Below are 18,444 nucleotides of genomic sequence, written 5' to 3'. Positions count from 1 at the left end.
ACCTCCAGGTCATCTGGAGGTAGGACAATGCGCCTCATGACGAGCGATTCACCCGAAAGTACGCTGCTGCGGGCCGACCGGGCACCCGCGCCACGAACGCTCGTCGACATCCTGCGCGAGACGGTGGCCGCCAACCCGGACGCGCCGGCCGTGGACAACGGCGTCGACGTTATGACGTACGCCGAGTTCGCCGACGCCGCAGAGCAGTTCGCCGACGCCCTACACGAGATGGGTATCGGCTCCGGCGAGCGGATCGGCATCCGCATCCCGTCCGGAACGCTCGACCTCTACGTCGCGATCGCCGGCACCCTCGTCGCTGGATGCGCCTACGTCCCGGTCGATTTCGACGATCCTGACGAGCGCGCCGACACCGTCTTCGGTGAGGCCGACGTCGCCGCCATCGCGGGCAAGGACCTCGTCATCAGCCCCCGCGAACACGAGCACGCGGACGACGGCAACACCCACACCGGCGACCCGGGCCTCACCGACGACGCATGGATCATCTTCACGTCGGGTTCCACGGGCAAGCCCAAGGGCGTCGCCGTGACGCACCGCAACGCCGCCGCCTTCGTCGACGCCGAAGCGAACCTCTTCCTCCAGGACGCCCCCATCGGCCCGGGCGACCGCGTCATGGCGGGCTTGTCCGTCGCGTTCGACGCGAGCTGCGAGGAGATCTGGCTCGCGTGGCGTTACGGGGCCTGCCTCGTGCCCGCGCCGCGCAGCCTCGTGAAGTCCGGCATGGATCTCGGCCCGTGGCTGAGCGCCAACGACATCACCGTCATCTCGACCGTGCCGACGCTCGTCGCGCTCTGGCCGCACGAGGCGCTGGCCGAGGTACGCCTGCTCATCCTCGGCGGAGAGGCCTGCCCGCCCGAGATCGGCGCGCGCCTGGCGAACGAGCGACGCGAGGTGTGGAACACCTACGGCCCCACCGAGGCCACCGTCGTCGCGTGTGCCGCGCAGCTGACGGGCGAACCACCCGTGCGCATCGGCCTGCCGCTGGACGGCTGGGATCTCGCCGTCGTCGACGGCGAGGGCAACCCCGTGCCCGAGGGCGAGCCCGGCGAGCTCATCATCGGCGGCGTCGGGCTCGCCCGCTACCTCGACCCGGCCAAGGATGCAGAGAAGTACGCCCCCATGCCGACGCTCGGCTGGGAGCGCGCCTACCGCAGCGGCGACATCGTCGTGAACGACCCACAGGGCCTGGTCTTCAACGGCCGCGCCGACGACCAGATCAAGCTCGGCGGCCGGCGCATCGAGCTCGGCGAGATCGACTCGAACCTCCTCCAGCTTCCCGGAGTGAGCGGCGCAGCCGCTGCAGTGCGTACCTCCCAGACCGGCAACAAGCTTCTCGTCGGCTACCTCACCGTCGAGGACGGTTTCGACCGCAAGGCCGCCACCGCTCATCTGCGCGAGACCATGCCCGCCGCGCTCGTGCCTCAACTCGCGGTCGTCGACACGCTGCCGACGCGCACCTCCGGCAAGATCGACCGCGACGCCCTGCCGTGGCCGCTCGAGATGGCCTCCGACGACGAGGACGGCGCCTTCACCGGCACCGCGGCCCGCCTTCGCGAGCTCTACACCGCCATCCTCGGCGCACCGCCGGCCTCCCCCGAGGACAACTTCTTCGACCTTGGCGGCGGTTCGCTCAGCGCCGCCCAACTCGTCGCCCGCGTCCGCGAGACGCACCCCGAGTTCACGGTCGCCGACGTCTACGAGAACGAGTCGATCGCCGAGCTCGCCGCCGCGATCGACGCGATGGATTCGCCGACCACGCGCCTCAACGACGACGTGGTCCGGGTGCGACGCAGTACCCAGACGATGCAGGTGGTCGCCTCCCTCGCCGTCCGGCAGTTCTCCGCGCTGCGGTGGCTGACGTGGCTCGGAGCGGGCGCGAACCTCGCCCACGCCGTCGGACTCGCGTGGATTCCGACGCTCGACTGGTTCTGGATCGCCCTCGGCTGGGTGCTCTTCGTCGCGCCGCCGGGACGCATGATCCTCGCCGCGCTCGCCGCCCGCGTCATCCTGCGGGGCGTGCAGCCCGGCGCCTACACCCGTGGTGGACGCACCCACCTGCGCGTCTGGCTCGCCGAGCGTCTGGCCGACGAACTCGGGGCGACGACGCTCGCGGGCGCTCCCCTCGTGAAGTTCTACGCACGACTGCTCGGCTGCGACATCCGCAAACACGTCGACCTGCACAGCCTGCCTCCGGTCACCGGCCTGCTCACGCTCGGCAAGGGCTGCTCGGTCGAGCCCGAGGTGGAACTGCGCGGGCACTGGATCGACGGCGACGTCTTCCACCTCGGGCGCATCGAGGTGGGCGCGAACGCCCGGGTCGGCACCCGCTCGACGCTCCTGCCGGGCGCACGCATCGGCAAGCGTGCCGAGGTGGCCCCCGGTTCTGGCGTCTTCGGCGACGTCCACGCCGGTGAACTGTGGTCGGGAGCGCCGGCCGTCCACATCGGCGAGGCACGCGGCCCGTGGGAGGACGAGGCGCCGCCGAACAAGCCGATCTGGCTCGGCGCCTACGCCGCCTCCGGTATCGCAGCCTCCCTCGTGCCCGCCGTCGGGGCCGCAGCCGGCATCGCCGTCTGCTGGCCGTGGCTGAAGGACGCCGACTCGGTCGCCGACCTCGCTCGCATCACCGCGATCGGCGTCGTGCCCGCCACCCTCGTCGGATTCGTCACGACGGCCCTCGTCATCCTGGGCGCCGTGCGCCTGCTCGGCCACGGTCTGCGCGAGGGCTACCACCCGATCCACGGCGGCCAGGGCTGGCGCGCGTGGACGACGATCCGCCTCCTCGACGAGGCCCGCACCTGGCTCTTCCCGCTCTACTCGAGCACCCTCACGCCCGTCTGGCTGCGTGCGCTCGGCGCCCGCATCGGCAAGGAGGTCGAGGCCTCGACCGTGCTCATGCTCCCGAAGATGGCCGACATCGGCGCCGGGTCGTTCCTCGCCGACGACACCCTCGTCGCGAACTACGAGCTCGGCGGCGGTTGGATCCGTATCGCGCCGGTCAAGGTCGGCAAGGGCGCCTTCCTCGGAAACTCCGGTATGGCCGCGCCCGGCCGCAAGGTGCCCAAGCGCGGACTCGTCGCGGTCCTCTCTGCGGCACCCGCTCGCGGCAGCGCGAAAAAGGGCACGAGCTGGCTCGGCTCTCCCCCGCAGCGCCTACGACGCGAGGCCGGCGAGTCCGACACGAGCCGCACCACCGCGCCGCCGCAGCGCCTGCGCGTGGCCCGCGCCGTCGTCGAGGCACTGCGCATCGTGCCGCAGAGCCTCCACTCGGCGCTCATCGCGGGATCGGCCCTCACGATGCTCGCCGTCGCCGACCGCTTCAGCTGGCTCGTCGCCGCCCTCACCGGAGGCTGCGTCCTCGTCGTGGCTGGGGCCCTCGGCGGCCTCTCGGCCGTCGTCGCGAAGTGGCTTCTCGTGGGCCGGCTGCGCGTCACGGAGTACCCGCTGTGGAGTTCGTTCGTGTGGCGCAACGAGCTCGCCGACACCTTCACCGAGGTCATCGCGGCACCGTGGCTCATCCGCGCGAACGCGGGCACGCCGGTGCTCAACCTCTGGCTGCGCCTCATGGGCGCGAAGATCGGCCACGGCGTGTGGTGCGAGACGTACTGGCTGCCCGAGGCCGACCTCATCCGCCTCGGCGACGGAGCCTGCGTCAACGCGGGCTGTGTCGTGCAGACCCACCTCTTCCACGACCGCATCCTCGCCATGGACACCGTCACCCTCGGCGACGGCGCCACCCTGGGGCCCAACAGTGTCGTGCTCCCCGCAGCCGCGCTGGGCCGTCACGCTACGGTGGGGCCGACGTCGCTCGTCATGCGTGGCGAGAGCGTCCCCGACAAGACCCGCTGGCTCGGTAACCCCATCGGCCCGTGGCTCGAGGACGACGACGACACCCCGGAAACCACCCGTGAACGGAGCGCACGAGCATGAGACGCCACCACACCCCCACCGGCGGCGCCGACCCGTACGTGCCCGGACACGGCGACACGACGTTCGGGGTCGACGCCTACGACCTCACGCTCGACTACTCCCCAGCCGGCAACCACCTTGACGCCAAGGCCGTGCTGACGTGCCGCATCGCCGAGGACGTCACCGAGCCCGTGGCACGCATCGAGCTCGACCTGCACAGCCGACTCAAGGTGACGAAGCTCGCCGTCGCCGGCGCCCGCGTCGGACGGTACGGCCACGACCACTCGCGCCTGTTCGTCCGTTTCGCGCAGCCCCTCGCGGCCGGCACGCCGTTCACGGTGACGGTGGCCTACAAGGGCTCGCCCGGCCCCATGCGCGGCCTCGACGGCGACGCAGGCTGGGAGGAGCTGACGGACGGCGTCATCGTCGCGTCCCAGCCCCACGGCTCGCCGACGTGGTTCCCGTGCAATGACCGCGCCGCGGACAAGGCCACGTACCGCTTCGTCGTGACGACCGATTCCGACTACGCCGTCGTCGCCAACGGCTCGCTCGTACGCCGCCGTCAGGCCGGACGTCGCACGACGTGGACCTACGAGTGCCCCAGCCCGATGTCGCCCTATCTCGCGACGCTGCAGATGGGCCAGTACGAAACGAAGCAGCTGCGCACCTCGCCGTCCGACGTGCGCCTCGTCTACCCGCCGCGCCTGCGCGAGGCCGTGCGCACCGCGTACGCCGACCAGGTGCACATGATCGACTTCTTCTCCTCACGCTTCGGCGACTACCCCTTCGACGGCTACACCGTCGTCATCACCGACGACGACCTCGAGATCCCGCTCGAGTCGCAGACCCTCTCGACGTTCGGCGCGAACTTCACGAACCGCTCGTGGGATGCCCAGCGCCTCATCGCGCACGAGCTCGCCCATCAGTGGTTCGGCAACGCCGTCACCTCATCGGCGTGGGAGGACATCTGGTTGCACGAGGGCTTCGCCTGCTACAGCGAGTGGCTGTGGAGCGAGGAGGCGGGGCTCGCGACGGCCATCCAGCGCGCCCACGAGCACCACGGGCGCCTGTCGCGGCTGCCGCAGGATCTGCGCCTGCAGGATCCGGGGCCGGACGACATGTTCGACGACCGTGTCTACAAGCGGGGCGCCCTGACGCTGCACGCGCTGCGCACCCTCCTCGGCGACGAGGCCTTCTTCGGCCTCCTTCGCCGCTGGGTGACCGAGCACCGGTATGCCACGGTGACGACGGCCGACTTCATCGCTCTCGCCGAGCAGGTCGCCGGTCAGGATCTCGGCGAGTTCTTCGACGCGTGGCTCCGAGCGCTACCAATTCCCTCGTTGCCGTCACTCCCGCTCTCCGGCCCCCGCGTCTGAGGCTTCGCGCGACGTTTCTCGAGCGAGGAATTCCCCATCTTCATCGTTGGAGTTTCTCGCTCAGATCCATCCAATTCCACTGCGGTGCAGCCAAATAAAGCACGGTGAAAACAAACATAGTTCGGCAACTAATCCGTTTTTCTCGGGCTTTGCCGTAACAAGAAGGTCACAACAGCATTCATCAGAAGTTGCACCGCCATAAACCGTTCTAGTCTCCTCTCACTATCAGCGGGTCGCCTTTCGGCCCCTTCTGCGTGGGAGAAACCACCGTGAACGCAAAGCTCACCTACCGTGTCGCCGGCCTCGGCGCGGCTGCCGCACTCGCCCTCACCGGGTGCGCCAACGACAGTTCGAAGACCTCGAACTCCTCCGAGAGCGGTGGCGCCTCGGGCGTCAACCTCCCGGCCGTCCAGACGGTCGACACCCCCAAGTCGCCCGTCATGCCCAAGGGTGACGGCAAGGCCAAGTGCTCCAACGTCACGATCGGCTACGTCGGCGCTGTGACGGGCGACAACGCCCAGCTCGGCGTCAACATCTACAACGGCATCCAGACCGCCATCAACGAGCACAACCAGGCGAACAAGGACTGCCAGGTCAAGTTCGAGAAGCTCGACACCGAAGGCAGCCCCGACAAGGCTCCGGGCCCGGTCACGACCATGGCCAACAAGTCGCAGGTCGTCGGTGTCGTCGGTCTGCCGTTCTCCGGTGAGTCCAACGCCACGGGCAACATCTTCGAGAGCAAGGGCCTCGTGCACATCACGCCGGCCGCCACGCTCCCGGAGCTGACGACGAAGGGCTGGAAGACCTTCTTCCGCGGCCTCGGCAACGACTCGGTCCAGGGCCCGGCTGCCGCCAAGCTCATGACCGAGAAGCTCAAGGCCGAGAAGGTCTTCGTCGTGCAGGACGACTCGCCCTACGGTGTCGGCCTCGGCGGCGAGACCACGAAGGCCCTCGGCGACAAGCAGGTCGGCTCCGACAAGGTGACGACCAAGCAGAAGGACTTCTCGGCCACCGTCACGAAGATCATGAACGCCAAGCCGGACGCGGTGTTCTACGCCGGCTACTACGCGGAGGCCTCGCCGTTCGCGCAGCAGCTTCGCGCCAAGGGCTTCAAGGGCAGCTTCGTCGGCCCGGACGGCGTGAAGGACAACGAGTTCATCAAGCAGGCCGGTTCGGCCTCTGACGGCGCGTACTTCACCTGCCCGTGCATCCCGGGTGAGCTCATCAAGGACTTCAACGACGCCTACAAGAAGACCGCGAACAACGCCGCCCCCGGTACGTACTCCATCGAGGGCTACGACGCCGCCACCGTGCTCCTCGCGGGCATCGACGCCGGCAAGACGGACCGCAAGTCGCTCCTCGAGTGGGTCAAGACCTACGACAAGGACGGCCTGAGCAAGCACTACAAGTGGGACGACAAGGGCGAGCTCGCCAAGCCCGACGTCTACGGCTACAAGGTCGAGGGCGGCAAGATCGTCCCCATCGGCAAGATCTGATCCGCTCCACCCACCACGGTCGACGCCGCCCGCCAGCCCTGATCGGGCCCAGTGCGGGCGGCGTCTGCCGGTGAGTACGAAAGCATCACCATGCTCAGTGCCCTGCTTCCCATGGCAGAGTCGGGTTCGACGCAGTGGCTCAGTTTCGACTGGAACGCCCTCATCTCCAACCTCGGCCCGGCCACGATCGACGGTCTGACGTTCGGCGCCATCTACGCGCTCGTCGCCCTCGGTTACACGCTCGTCTACGGCGTGCTCAACCTCATCAACTTCGCCCACTCCGAGGTGTTCATCGTCGGCGCGTACGGCGTGATCTTCACGCTCTCGGCGCTCGGCTTCAACGGTTCACCGCCGAACCTCGGCATCGGGCCGATCATCCTCAACCTGTTGCTCGCCATGATCGTGGGCATGATCGCGTCGTGTACGACGGCCGTCGCCGTCGAGCGCCTCGCGTACAAGCCGCTGCGCAAGCGCAACGCGCCCCGCCTCGTCTTCCTCATCACCGCGATCGGCGTCAGCTTCGTCATCCAGTACGCGATCTTCGCCTTCCACAGCAAGAACGCGGAGCCGGCCGTCACGATGTTCACGCCGAAGCCGATCTTCGACTTGGGCGGCACCATCATCGACAGCCAGCAGCTGACGATCATCATCGCGGCCGTCGTCATGATGATCGCGGTCGATCGCTTCATCGCGAAGTCGAAGACGGGCCGCGGCATCCGCGCCGTCGCGCAGGACCCGGCAACCTCGACGCTCATGGGCGTCAACTCCGAGCGCATCATCCTCGCGACGTTCGCCATCGGTGGTCTCCTCGCCGGTGCAGCCGCACTGTTCTACGTCATGAAGGTGCCCTCGGGCGTCATCTACAACGGTGGCTTCCTCCTCGGCCTGCAGGCGTTCGCCGCAGCCGTGCTCGGTGGTATCGGCAACATCCGCGGCGCCCTCGTCGGCGGTCTCGTCATCGGTGTGATCAGCAACTACGCGCCGTTCCTGCTCGGTGACTCCAACTGGTCGCAGGTCGTCGTCTTCGCCGTCCTCGTCCTCGTCCTCGTCGTGCGCCCGCAGGGTCTGCTCGGCCAGACCCTCGGAAGGAGCAAGGCATGAGCACCGTCGCCGAGTCGTCCGAGACGACGAAGACCGACAAGGTCACGTTCATGCAGCGCTGGCACATGCTGGAGCGTTGGCAGCAATGGGCGGCGCTCATCGTCGTCGCATTGGCGCTCTACCTCCTGCCGGTGCTCAACCCGCCGATCATCTCCACCGACGGCGGCGGCTCCGACTTCTCCATCGCGTGCTTCGACATGGCGCGCATGGCTCTCATCGCGGTCGGCCTCAACATCGTCATCGGTTACGCGGGTCTGCTCGACCTCGGGTACGTGGCGTTCTTCGCGGTCGGCAACTACGTCGCGGCCATGCTGACGAGCCCCGACAGCCCCTACCTCAAGATCCCCTACCTGTGGACGCTGCCGGTCGCGGTCATCGTCACGATGATCTTCGGTGTGCTGCTCGGTGTTCCGACGCTGCGTCTGCGCGGCGACTACCTCGCCATCGTCACGCTCGGCTTCGGTGAGATCGTCCGCCTGCTCGCCACGATCATCCCGGCCATGCGTGGCCAGGAGGGCTTCAGCAAGGTCGGCGCTCCCCCCGGTACCGCGTCCGACGGCACGCCGCTGTTCACGAACAGCAACGGTCTGCCCTGGTACTGGCTGACGCTCACCGTGCTCCTGCTCGTCATGATCCTCGTCGGCAACCTCGAGCGTTCGCGCGTCGGCCGCTCCTGGATCGCCATCCGCGAGGACGAAGACGCAGCCGAGACGATGGGTGTGCCCACGTTCAAGTACAAGGTCTGGGCGTTCGCGCTCGGCGCCGGTCTCGGTGGCCTCTCCGGCGCGCTGTTCGCCGGTCAGATCGGCTTCGTCAACAACGCGAAGTTCGACGTCGTCACCTCGATGCTGTTCGTCGCCGCCGTCATCCTCGGTGGTAGCGGCAACAAGGTGGGTGCGGCCATCGGTGGCGCCATCGTCGCGTACCTTCCGGTGCGCTTCACCGGCATCGCCGAGTACAAGTACCTCATCTTCGGTATCGCACTCATCCTGCTCATGCTGTTCCGCAGCGAGGGCCTCATGCCGGCTCGTATGCACCTGCTGACGTACGCCAAGCGCGCGTACCAGAAGGCCACCGGCAAGGAAATCGTTGCCCCCGAGTCCGAGGACAACCCGTTCGCAGGGGATTCCAAGACCTTGAACCTCGCAACCGAGAAGGAGGCTGACGAGAAATGACGAACGAGCAGAACACGCCCGCCGTCGAGGAAGAGCTCGCAGCCATCGGCAGCAGCATGGAGAAGGTGAGGGAGAAGGGCGTCAAGCTCGACGACCTCGCCGAGGCCGGTGTTCCTCTCGAGGTCGCCAAGGTCATCTCCACCGACCGTGACATCGCCGTCGGTGTCGGCGAGAAGCTCGTCGAGGTGAAGAACCTGACGATGAAGTTCGGCGGCCTCACCGCCCTGGACGACGTCTCGTTCGACATCCACCGCGGTGAGATCCTCGGCCTCATCGGGCCCAACGGTGCCGGCAAGACAACCTGCTTCAACGCGATGACGGGTGTCTACAAGCCGACGAGCGGCGACGTCATCCTCGAGGACACGCGCCTCAACGGGTTGGCCAAGCACAAGATCACCCGCGCCGGTATCGCCCGAACCTTCCAGAACATCCGTCTGTTCGGTGAGATGACGGCGCTCGAGAACGTGGTCGTCGGGCTCGACGCGCGTCACCGCACCTCGGTGCCCGGTGCGCTCATCCGCTCGCCGCGTCACTTCCGCGAGGAGAAGGACGCGGTCGACCACGCCGCAGCGCTCCTCGAGTTCGTCGGCATCTCCGACTCGGCCGAGCGTCTCGCGAAGCACCTGCCCTACGGCTACCAGCGTCGTCTCGAGATCGCTCGAGCCCTCGCCACTGAGCCGAAGCTGCTGTGCCTCGACGAGCCGGCGGCCGGCTTCAACCCGGCGGAGAAGGAACAGCTCATGGAGTTGATCCGCACCATCCGCGCCGACGGGTACACCGTCCTGCTCATCGAGCACGACATGAAGCTCGTCACCGGCGTCACCGACCGCATCGTCGTGCTCGAGTTCGGGCGCAAGATCGCGGACGGCACACCGGCCGAGGTCACGAGTGACCCGAGGGTCATCACCGCCTACCTGGGCGAGGACGAGGAGGACGACGACGATGAGCTTGCTTGAGCTGAACGATGTCTCGGTGCACTACGGACGCATCCAGGCACTGCACGGCCTGACGTTCACCGTCGAGGAGGGCGAGGTCGTCTCCCTCATCGGCGCGAACGGTGCGGGCAAGACGACGACGATGAAGACCATCTCCGGTCTGCTGTCGCCGTCGTCGGGCAACATCATGTTCCAGGGTGAGGACATCACGAAGGTGAAGCCGCACCTGCGTCCGGGCCTCGGCATCTGCCAGGCGCCGGAAGGTCGCGGTGTCTTCCCCGGCATGACGGTGCGCGAGAACCTCGGCATGGGCGCCTTCGGCCGTAAGGACAAGGCCGGCATCGACGAGGACTACGACCGCGTCTTCGAGCTCTTCCCGCGCCTCAAGGAGCGCGAGAGCCAGTTCGGCGGCACGATGTCCGGTGGCGAGCAGCAGATGGTGGCCATCGCGCGTGCGCTCATGGCACGCCCGAAGCTGCTCCTGCTCGACGAGCCCTCGATGGGTCTCGCGCCGCAGTACATCCGTCAGATCTTCAAGATCATCAAGGAGATCAACGCGCAGGGCACGACGATTCTGCTCGTGGAGCAGAACGCCAACCAGGCGCTGAGCCGTTCGCACCGCGCGTTCGTGCTCGAGACGGGTTCGATCACGCGGGCCGGTACGGGCCGGGAGCTCAAGGCCGACCCGGCCATCAAGGAGGCCTACCTCGGGGTCGCCTGAGGTGAGCACCGCGTGAAGCGCGGGTGAGAGGATGCGTCCTCTCACCCGCGCTTCGTGCGTGTTCGAGGCCGAACCGGGGGCGTGGTCTGCGCCACGTCGGGGGCCGTTAGGGTGTGAGCATGGCTGCGAGCACCTCCCCCGAAACCGCCGAGTTCACGCCCCGCGAGGACGTCGACGCGTACTTCGTCCCGCTGGGCGAGCACGACGGTGGGCGGCTGTTCGAGCCGACGATCCACGTCCAGGGTGCGTGGAACGAGGCCGAGCAGCACCTCGCGGCGTCGGCCGGGCTCATCGTGCACGAGATCGAGCGTCACGAGCCGCGTGAGGGGATGCAGCTAGCGAAGGTGACGTTCGACGTCTACGGCTTCATCCCGTTGCGTCCCACCCACGTGCGCGTGCGCACGATCCGCCCCGGCCGCACGATCGAACTCGTCGAGGCCGAGTTCAGTGTCGACGGGCGCCTCATCATCGTGGCGCGCGCGTGGCGCCTGTCGGTTCAAGATTCCTCGCCGGTCGCCGGCGCCGACCTCGAACCGCTGCCTCCCATGAATGAGTGCAAGCGCGTCGACATGGGGCAGATGTGGCCCGGCGGCTTCATCCGTTCCGTCGAGCGCTTCGACGCACCTCCCGGCTACGTGCCGGGCCGCAACCGCACGTGGCTGCGCACCGACCTGCCGAGCGTCCTCGGCGAGGAGATCAGCCCCACGACGCATTTCCTGTGCGTCATCGACGGCGCGAACGGCATTGCCGTCCGAGTCGACCCGCGCGAGTGGATGTTCCCGAACGTCGACCTCACCGTCCACCTCTTCCGCCGGCCCGACCCGACGGCCACCGGCTTCGACACGACGGTTGCCATGGGCGAGAGCGGCCTCGGCGTGACGATGACGACGCTGCACGACATCCACGGCCCCGTCGGGCGCATCGCGCAGAGCCTCACCGTGCGCGAGATGCCGAGCAAGGGCTGATTCAAGGGCTGATCTGCTGCGGCGACCCGCCCCAGCATCATCGGCCCGACAACGCCAATTGTCGCGATTCGGCACACAGAATCGAATCGGCTCGCTACAGTCGTGGCACTGCAAAGCACAGGCCGTGCACGACGCCTCCCACGTTTCGAGGCGCCCGGCACGACTTCGTCGACATTGCTCCGGAACGTCATGCACCCACTTGGCCAGGAGATCGACGAGCATCCCGCCTTCGTCGGGATGTCCGCCCTTATCGCCCACCGCGATCCCGGCGTTCGATTAACCCCAATTGATGGCCGCTCACGCGTACCCGGATCACGTGTTTCGTGACTCGCTCGAGTGGCCGTCCTGCGCACCCTTCACGCGTGAGGAGTCCCCATGACTGCCCTGCCCGCCGAGCACGACACAGCGCTCGCAGCCCTGCCCAACGCCCTGCACGTCAAGCCGGGCACCGAGTGGAGTTCGGTCCTCGACCGCGCCGCCACCGCCGCCCCGGAGGCCTTCGGCGAAGGCCGCCTCAAGAACCTCGTCGGTGGTGAGTGGCTCTCCAACGGCACCGACGAGATGCTGACGAGCCCCGTCGACGGCAGCTCGCTCATCAACCTGCCGAAGCTCTCCGTCGAGGAGGCTCAGGCCGCAGTCCACGCCGCGACGCAACAGCACCGCGAGTGGCAGAACGTTCCGCTGGCCGAGCGCAAGAAGCGCGTCCTCGCCGCCGTCGAGGCGATGACCGAGGTGCGCGACGACCTCGCGCTGCTGCTCGCCTGGGAGATCGGCAAGCCGTGGCGCCTGGCCTGCGCCGATGTCGACCGCGCCCTCGACGGCGTGCGCTGGTACGTCGAGGAGATCGACTCGATGATGGACGGCCGCCGCCCGCTCGAGGGGCCGGTGAGCAACATCGCGAGCTGGAACTACCCGATGTCGGTGCTCGTGCACTCCGAGCTCGTGCAGATGCTCGCGGGCAACGCCGTCATCGCGAAGACGCCCTCACAGGGCGGCGCGACCTGCCTGACGCTCGCGCACGCGATGATGGCGCGCGAGGGACTGCCCGCGACGCTCATCTCCGGCAGCGGCGCCAACCTCTCCGAGGTGCTCGTGCGCTCACCCGAGATCGGGGCCATGGCCTTCGTCGGTGGGCGCTCGAACGGCGGCAAGATCGCCGCGCAGCTCGTCGACACCGGCAAGCGCCACATGCTCGAGCAGGAGGGCCTCAACGCCTGGGGCATCTGGAACTTCTCCGACTGGGAGGGCCTGGCCGCCCACCTCAAGAAGGGCTTCGAGTACGGCAAGCAGCGGTGCACCGCGTACCCGCGTTACGTCGTGCAACGCGAGCTGGTCGACAAGTTCCTCGAGACCTACCTGCCCATCGTGTCGGAGCTGAAGTTCGGCCACCCGCTGGCCGTCGAGAACGACGACGACGATCTGCCGGAACTCGACTTCGGCCCGATGATCAGCGCCTCCAAGGCCCGCGAGCTGAGCGAGCAGGTCGACGACGCGATGCACCGCGGCGCCGTGCCGATCTACCGTGCCGACGTCGAAGCGCGCGGGCGCTTCCTCGAGGGCCAGGACACCTCGGCCTACGTCGCCCCGACGACGCTGCTGTCGCCCGCAACGGCCAGCTCGCTCATGCACGCCGAGCCGTTCGGCCCGATCGACACGATCGTCGTCGTCGACACCGAGGCCGAGCTGCTCGCCCAGATGAACGCGTCGAACGGTGCGCTCGTGGCGAGCCTGGCCTGTGACGACGAGGTGCTCGCACGACGCCTCGCGCGCGAACTGCAGGCGTTCAAGGTCGGCATCAACAAGCCCCGCTCGCGCGGCGACAAGGCCGAGCCGTTCGGTGGGTACGGCGCCTCGTGGCTCGGCTGCTTCGTCGGCGGCGAACTGCTCGTGCAGGCCGTGACCGAGGGGCCCGAGGGCGAGATGCTCTACGGCAACTTCCCGGAGCACTCGCGCTACCCCGAGCGCAGCTGATCCGTCGCTCTCCCCACGTGCCCTCCGGCCCCTGCGGTCGGAGGGCACGTTGCATCGCGCGGAAGGGTCGCGCAACGTCCGGCGAACTCTCGGTGAAGCCCCTGGCGTGTCGCTGACGGCGTCGGCGACGGTGAGCACGTGAGCCTCACCGACATCGCGGTCGCCCACCGGGGCGGCGCCGGCCTCGCGCCCGAGAACACCCTCGCCGCGTTCGAGATGTCGCACGCCCTCGGCCTGCGCCTGCTCGAGACCGATGTCCAGGTGACGAAGGACGGTGTTGCGCTCGCCTTTCACGACGCGACGCTCGCGCGAACGGCCGGGATCGACGCGCGTGTGCGAGATCTCACGTGGGAGGAACTGCGCGCCGTCCGGGTTGGCGGTGAGCCGATCCTGCGCCTCGACACCCTGCTCGACGCCTTTCCCGATGCGAGTTTCCTCATCGATCTCAAGACGGTGCGCGCAGCGGCCCCACTCGTCGACGCCGTGCGCCGCACGCGCAGTGCCGAGCGCGTCTGCGTCGCCGACGGCCGAGACACCTGGCTGCGCGATGTCGCCGAGACGACCGGCTGCGCGCGTTCGCTCGGCTGGCGCGGCCTGTTGACGCTCATGGGTGCAGCGAAGACGGGCACCCGAGCCCCGCGGCGCGTGCTTCACGGCGCGTTCGCCGCCCACATCGCCACCCGGCTGGGCGGCATCCCGTGGATGGCGGATGCGCGAGCCGCCGCACGCCTGGTCGACATGACGCACGACGCCGGGCTTCGCCTCGTGACGTGGACCGTCAACGACAGCGCCCAGATGACCCGCTACCTCGACGCGGGCGTCGACTCCGTCATCACCGACCGACCGGACCTGCTGCGTGAGGTGCTCGTCGCCCGCGGCGCGTGGACGGCGCCCGAAGGTTCGCCGCTCGTGCGCGCTCAGCCGAAGCGCACCGCCCCCGAGGAACTGACGCGGACTCCGACACGCGCGCCCTCGTCGAGCGTCGCGGCAGTCGGCGCGTCATCGCTCGGATAGGCGATCGCCTCCAGTTCGCGTCCCGGCAGCGCGTCGAGGGTGACGCTGACGTGCGTCGCCTCGCCCGACGCCGACACGCGCACGACCCTTCCGGCCAGAGCACCGGGAACATCGACCCCGACGACCCGCAGGCCACCGCGCCGCAGCGCCCAGGCAGCGCGTTCGAGGCCGAGTCGCTGTGCCTCGTCCGGGGTGAGGTGCGTGGTGAACCCGAGGAAGTCAGCGGTCTCCTCGTCCACCGGGTGAGCCCAGACCTTGCGCGTCGAGCCGTGCTGAACGATGCGACCGTCGCGCATGATCGCCATGTCGTCCGCGACCGTGAGCGCTTCGTCGTGATCGTGTGTGACGAAGAGGGCCGTCGCACCCTCGGCGAGCAGAACGGAGCGCAGATCGCCCGCCAGGCGTTCGCGCAGCGAGCGGTCGAGAGCCGACAGCGGCTCGTCGAGCAGGAGCAGCCGGGGGCGCGCGGCGAGCGCCCGCGCGAGCGCAACCCGCTGCTGCTGGCCGCCCGAAAGCGTTGCCGGACGGCGTGATTCGAGCCCCGAGAGCCCCACGAGGTCGAGCAGTTCGGCCACGCGGGCATCACGCTCGGCGGCCGGTGCGCCCCGTCGCGCCAACGCGTACGCCACGTTGCCTGCCACGTCGAGGTGGCCGAAGAGTTGCCCGTCCTGGAACATGAGCGCGAAGTCGCGCTTGTGGGTGGGCACGCGTGTCACGTCGGTGCCGGCGAAGGCGATGCGCCCGGCCTCGAGCGCCTGCAGACCGGCGACGGCGCGCAGGAGCGTCGACTTGCCGCAGCCACTCGGGCCGAGCACGGCGAGCACGCGCCCGCGCGGCAGCGTGAGGGAGACGTCGTCGAGTGCCGGTGTGGCGTTGCCGGCGAAGGTGACGCGGGCGTCCGTCACCTCGAGGCCTCCGGCGTCCTCCCGATCCTGGGGCTGCGTCATCCGTCCATCCTTCCCGCGGCGCTGCCGCCGATGCGTTCCACGGCAGCCATGACGAGGGCCGTCACCGTCGCGAGCAACACGGAAGCCGCCATCGCTGCCCCGAAGTTGCCCGCGCCGGGGCGGCCGAGCAGTTGATAGATGAGAACGGGCAGCGTCGGCGACTCGGGCTGGGCGAGAAACGCCGTCGCCCCGAACTCGCCGAGCGACACGGCGAGGGCGAACCCCGCCGCGGCGACGAAGGGACGCCACAGGTGTGGCAGGTCGGCCGTCATCCAGGCGCGCAACGGGCTCGCGCCGAGGGCGGCCGCGGCTTCACGCGACCTCGGGTCGAGCGAGCGCAGCACGGGTACGAGCGCGCGCACGACGAGCGGCAGCGCGACGGTGGCCTGCGCGATCGGGATGAGGATCGGCGAGCTGCGCAGATCGAGCGGCGGACGGTCGAGGGTGAGAAGGAAACCGAAGCCGACCGTCACGGCCGAGACGCCGAGCGGCAGCATGAACGCAGCGTCGAGGCCCGCAATGACGCGGCGGCCGCGCGGCGTGCGAGCCCGCCACGAGACGACGACCGACACCATGACGCCGAGCGCGAGCGCGAGCAGTGCCGCGTCGAGGGCGATGCGCCACGAAACCGAGAGGGCGGCCAGGGCGGCCAGTTCTCCGCCGAGCGCGCGGTAGTGCACGAGGGACCAGCCGTCGCCGTCACGCAGCGAGCGCAGGACGAGGGTGAAGAGAGGTGTGACGACGAGAGCCAAGGCGAAGAGGGTGGCAGCGAGCGCCGGGGCGTCGGATCGGGTGACTCGGCGCGGCTCGTCGGCCACCGCGACGCCGCGGCGCACAACGGAATCACTGCGCCGCAGACCCGAGCGGGCCCGCTCAGCGCCGAGCAGCAACAGCGCGACGAGGACGAACTGCACGGTCGAGAGCACCGCGGCGGCGCGCAGGTCGAGGAACTCGACCGTGAGCGAGTAGATCTCGGTCTCGAGCGTCGCGTAACGCAGCCCGCCGAGCATGAGCACGATGCCGAACGCCGTCGAACAGAAGAGGAACACGACCGTCGCGGCACTGACGACGGCGGGACGCAACGCCGGCCACGTCACCGTCCGGAAGACCTGGGCGGGCGATGCTCCGAGGCCGGCTGCCGCCTGCGCGGTGCGCGGGTCGAGGGAGGCCCACAACGGCCCGACCGTGCGCACGACGACGGAGATGTTGAAGAACACCATCGCGAGCAGCACCGGCTGCCACGTTCCGTCCCACCCCAGCGCCGCGAGCGGCCCGCCGGGGGCGAACAGCGAGCGGAACGCCACGCCGACGACGACCGTCGGCAACACGAACGGCAGGACGACGAGGGCGCGCCACAGCCCCGCCAACGGCACCCGCAGGCGGTAGAGCACGTGCGCGACGGGCAGCCCGAGCGCCACCGAGCAGAGCGTCGCGAGCGCCGCCATCCACAGCGTGAACCACAGCACGCGCAGGGTGCGCGGGCGGGTGACGACGTCCCAGGCACCCGCGAGGTCAACGCCCCCACCGTCGCCCGTGACGCCGCGCACCGCCATCGCGAGAACCGGCCACGCGAAGAAGATGCCGAGGAAGACGAGCGGCACCGCGGCGAGCAACGCGAGCACGAGCACGCGCGGGAGGGACGAGGTTCCCGCGCGTGCTCGTGCTGCCGGCGCAGCCACGCCGTCACGGCTCACTTCGACGTGACGTCCTTCCACTGCGTCAGCCACGTCTGACGCTTCTCGTCGATCTGCGCCGGCGAGACGTCGATCGTCTTCTCGGCGGGCTTCACCGTCTTCGCCCACTCAGGCGGAAGCTCGACGGAGGAGTCGACCGGGAAGACGTACATCGAGTTCGGCAGCGACTTCTGGAAGCTCTTGCCGTTCATGAAGTCGATGAACGCCTTGGCGCCCTCGGGGTTCTTCGCGCCCTTGATGACGCCCGCGTACTCGTTCGAGCGGAAGCACGTGTTGCCGAGCGCCGACGTCGTCGACTTGCCCGCACCGTCCACCGTGAACGCCGGCGAACTGTCGTAGCTGACGACGATCGGGCGGCTGCCCTTGCCCTCACCGGCGGTGTAGTCGACGTTCCAGGCGTCGCTCCAGCCCGACGTCAGCTTGAGGCCGTTGCTCATGAGCTTCGTCCAGTACGGCTTCCAGCCGTTCTCGCCGTACTTGCCGACCGTCGCGAGGAAGAACGCCATGCCGGGCGAACTCGACGAGGCACCCGGCGCCACCATGAGGTTCTTGTACTCCGGCTTCGTCAGGTCGTCGAGGCCCGCCGGCTTCTTCTTGTTGTTCTTCGTGAACCACGCGTCGTCGACGTTGACGCACACCGACGCCGTGTCGATGGGCGACAGCACGCCCTTGCCCTGGCCGTCCGGCAGGTCGTACGTCGACGTCGACCCGGCAGCAGCCTTCGACGTGTACGGCTCGAGCACGCCCTCCTTCGTCACCCTCGAAGCAAACGTGTTGTCGATGCCGAAGACGACGTCGCCCGTCGGGTTGTTCTTCGCGAGCACCAACTTGTTGGCCAGGGTGCCCGCATCGCCCGACTTCGACACCTTCACGGTGTAGCCGGTCTGCTTCGCGAACTCGTCCATGACGGCTTTGTCGGGTGCCCAGGACTCGTGCGTCACGAGCGTCACCGTCTTGCTCTTCGCATCCGACGCTGACGCCGACGACTTCGTCTTCGTGTCACTGACGCTGCACGCCGACGTCGCCAACACCGCAACACCGGCCACCAGCGCAGCCACCGTCGTCGGCACGGGGTGGGAACCACCCGTCCGCTCGGTCACGTGGAACTTGCTCATCACGACG

The 18,444-nt window shown here is 68.9% G+C and carries 13 protein-coding genes; 10 read left to right on the top strand and 3 right to left on the bottom strand.

Translation table 11 applies throughout. The features are described from left to right. Positions 1-36: 36 nt before the first annotated feature. The 10 genes from EVU97_RS04950 to EVU97_RS04905 all read left to right on the top strand — a co-directional run bounded on the left by EVU97_RS04950 (position 37) and on the right by EVU97_RS04905 (position 14,681). Complete coding sequence (locus EVU97_RS04950) at positions 37-3,948, top strand: Pls/PosA family non-ribosomal peptide synthetase (protein ID WP_129664017.1); 3,912 nt, start codon at positions 37-39, stop codon at positions 3,946-3,948. Beyond that, positions 3,945-5,303, top strand: a complete 1,359-nt coding sequence (locus tag EVU97_RS04945) for a M1 family metallopeptidase (RefSeq protein ID WP_129664015.1) — start codon at positions 3,945-3,947, stop codon at positions 5,301-5,303. The genes EVU97_RS04950 and EVU97_RS04945 overlap by 4 nt, the downstream gene beginning before the upstream one ends. Positions 5,304-5,572: 269 nt before the next feature. After that, positions 5,573-6,799: a branched-chain amino acid ABC transporter substrate-binding protein gene (locus tag EVU97_RS04940; RefSeq protein ID WP_047310546.1), complete on the top strand. Its 1,227-nt coding sequence runs from the start codon at positions 5,573-5,575 to the stop codon at positions 6,797-6,799. A 111-nt stretch (positions 6,800-6,910) separates the two neighbouring features. After that, positions 6,911-7,900 (top strand): branched-chain amino acid ABC transporter permease, encoded by a 990-nt coding sequence (locus EVU97_RS04935; protein WP_227484350.1) that lies wholly within the window; start codon positions 6,911-6,913, stop codon positions 7,898-7,900. Further along, positions 7,897-9,075 (top strand): branched-chain amino acid ABC transporter permease, encoded by a 1,179-nt coding sequence (locus EVU97_RS04930; protein ID WP_047310547.1) that lies wholly within the window; start codon positions 7,897-7,899, stop codon positions 9,073-9,075. The genes EVU97_RS04935 and EVU97_RS04930 overlap by 4 nt, the downstream gene beginning before the upstream one ends. Continuing rightward, positions 9,072-10,031 carry an ABC transporter ATP-binding protein gene (locus EVU97_RS04925; RefSeq protein WP_129664013.1) on the top strand — a complete coding sequence of 320 codons (960 nt, stop codon included), beginning with the start codon at positions 9,072-9,074 and terminating at the stop codon, positions 10,029-10,031. The genes EVU97_RS04930 and EVU97_RS04925 overlap by 4 nt, the downstream gene beginning before the upstream one ends. Beyond that, positions 10,018-10,731, top strand: coding sequence for an ABC transporter ATP-binding protein (locus EVU97_RS04920; protein WP_129664011.1), 714 nt, complete (start codon positions 10,018-10,020; stop codon positions 10,729-10,731). The genes EVU97_RS04925 and EVU97_RS04920 overlap by 14 nt, the downstream gene beginning before the upstream one ends. Before the next feature lie 119 nt (positions 10,732-10,850). Beyond that, positions 10,851-11,696 carry a thioesterase family protein gene (locus EVU97_RS04915; protein WP_129664009.1) on the top strand — a complete coding sequence of 282 codons (846 nt, stop codon included), beginning with the start codon at positions 10,851-10,853 and terminating at the stop codon, positions 11,694-11,696. Positions 11,697-12,071: 375 nt separating this feature from the next. Next, positions 12,072-13,667 carry an aldehyde dehydrogenase family protein gene (locus tag EVU97_RS04910; RefSeq protein WP_129664007.1) on the top strand — a complete coding sequence of 532 codons (1,596 nt, stop codon included), beginning with the start codon at positions 12,072-12,074 and terminating at the stop codon, positions 13,665-13,667. 138 nt (positions 13,668-13,805) lie between these two features. Next, on the top strand, positions 13,806-14,681 hold the full coding sequence (locus tag EVU97_RS04905) for a glycerophosphodiester phosphodiesterase family protein (RefSeq protein WP_129664005.1): 876 nt from the start codon (positions 13,806-13,808) through the stop codon (positions 14,679-14,681). Here the strand turns inward: EVU97_RS04905 and EVU97_RS04900 are convergent. Genes EVU97_RS04900 through EVU97_RS04890 form a run of 3 tightly spaced genes read right to left on the bottom strand, consistent with a single transcriptional unit; the run spans position 14,585 to position 18,437 of the window. Beyond that, the gene (locus tag EVU97_RS04900; RefSeq protein ID WP_129664003.1) at positions 14,585-15,628 is read right to left on the bottom strand and encodes an ABC transporter ATP-binding protein; all 1,044 of its coding nucleotides are present in this window, start codon (positions 15,626-15,628) and stop codon (positions 14,585-14,587) included. The genes EVU97_RS04905 and EVU97_RS04900 overlap by 97 nt on opposite strands. Next, complete coding sequence (locus EVU97_RS04895; protein ID WP_370448524.1) at positions 15,625-17,355, bottom strand: ABC transporter permease; 1,731 nt, start codon at positions 17,353-17,355, stop codon at positions 15,625-15,627. Before EVU97_RS04895 ends, EVU97_RS04900 begins: the two co-directional genes overlap by 4 nt. Then, complete coding sequence (locus EVU97_RS04890; RefSeq protein ID WP_129664001.1) at positions 17,319-18,437, bottom strand: thiamine ABC transporter substrate binding subunit; 1,119 nt, start codon at positions 18,435-18,437, stop codon at positions 17,319-17,321. Before EVU97_RS04890 ends, EVU97_RS04895 begins: the two co-directional genes overlap by 37 nt. Positions 18,438-18,444 lie beyond the last annotated feature (7 nt).

Origin of the sequence: Dermacoccus sp. 147Ba, assembly GCF_004151355.1 — a bacterium.
GTDB classification, from domain to species: Bacteria; Actinomycetota; Actinomycetes; order Actinomycetales; family Dermatophilaceae; genus Dermacoccus; species Dermacoccus abyssi.
Note: the sequence above shows the minus strand (reverse complement) of the source record. Positions and strands in the feature narration are given on the sequence as shown.

What these genes read in the sequence shown, in the direction of transcription:
- EVU97_RS04950 (WP_129664017.1), top strand. Translation starts at nt 37, where the DNA reads ATGACGAGCGATTCACCCGAAAGTACGCTGCTGCGGGCCGACCGGGCA.
- EVU97_RS04945 (WP_129664015.1), top strand. Translation starts at nt 3,945, where the DNA reads ATGAGACGCCACCACACCCCCACCGGCGGCGCCGACCCGTACGTGCCC.
- EVU97_RS04935 (WP_227484350.1), top strand. Translation starts at nt 6,911, where the DNA reads ATGGCAGAGTCGGGTTCGACGCAGTGGCTCAGTTTCGACTGGAACGCC.
- EVU97_RS04930 (WP_047310547.1), top strand. Translation starts at nt 7,897, where the DNA reads ATGAGCACCGTCGCCGAGTCGTCCGAGACGACGAAGACCGACAAGGTC.
- EVU97_RS04925 (WP_129664013.1), top strand. Translation starts at nt 9,072, where the DNA reads ATGACGAACGAGCAGAACACGCCCGCCGTCGAGGAAGAGCTCGCAGCC.
- EVU97_RS04920 (WP_129664011.1), top strand. Translation starts at nt 10,018, where the DNA reads ATGAGCTTGCTTGAGCTGAACGATGTCTCGGTGCACTACGGACGCATC.
- EVU97_RS04915 (WP_129664009.1), top strand. Translation starts at nt 10,851, where the DNA reads ATGGCTGCGAGCACCTCCCCCGAAACCGCCGAGTTCACGCCCCGCGAG.
- EVU97_RS04910 (WP_129664007.1), top strand. Translation starts at nt 12,072, where the DNA reads ATGACTGCCCTGCCCGCCGAGCACGACACAGCGCTCGCAGCCCTGCCC.
- EVU97_RS04900 (WP_129664003.1), bottom strand. Translation starts at nt 15,628, where the DNA reads ATGACGCAGCCCCAGGATCGGGAGGACGCCGGAGGCCTCGAGGTGACG.
- EVU97_RS04890 (WP_129664001.1), bottom strand. Translation starts at nt 18,437, where the DNA reads ATGAGCAAGTTCCACGTGACCGAGCGGACGGGTGGTTCCCACCCCGTG.